1 protein-coding gene is annotated in these 397 nt (G+C 71.5%); it reads right to left on the bottom strand.

Annotated features, from left to right (window positions below; all coding sequences use genetic code 11):
- On the bottom strand, positions 1–397 hold a 397-nt coding region (locus G3I71_RS49460), incomplete at both ends, for an aldehyde dehydrogenase family protein (protein ID WP_164325535.1).

Here is a 397-nt window from a genome sequence, read left to right as displayed (position 1 = left end):
AGACCTTGGAGAGCACGATGTCGTCGATCGCGCGGGCCAGGCGGGCGCTCTTGTGGACGTACGCGGGCACGTTGCCCGCGCCGACGCCCAGGGCCGGCTTGCCGCACGAGTACGCGGCCTTGACCATGGCGTTGCCGCCGGTCGCGAGGATCGTGGCGACGCCGGGGTGGTTCATGAGGGCGCCGGTCGCGGCGAGCGACGGCAGCTCGACCCACTGGATGCAGTGCTCGGGGGCGCCCGCGGCGACCGCGGCGTCGCGCACGATGCGCGCGGCGGCGACCGACGACCGCTGCGCGTTCGGGTGGAACGCGAAGATGAACGGGTTGCGGGTCTTGAGCGAGATGAGCGACTTGAAGATCGCCGTCGAGGTCGGGTTCGTCACGGGCTTTATGCCGGC

Origin of the sequence: Streptomyces sp. SID12501 (assembly GCF_010550245.1) — a bacterium.
Lineage (GTDB): Bacteria > Actinomycetota > Actinomycetes > Streptomycetales > Streptomycetaceae > Streptomyces.
Note: the sequence above shows the minus strand (reverse complement) of the source record. Positions and strands in the feature narration are given on the sequence as shown.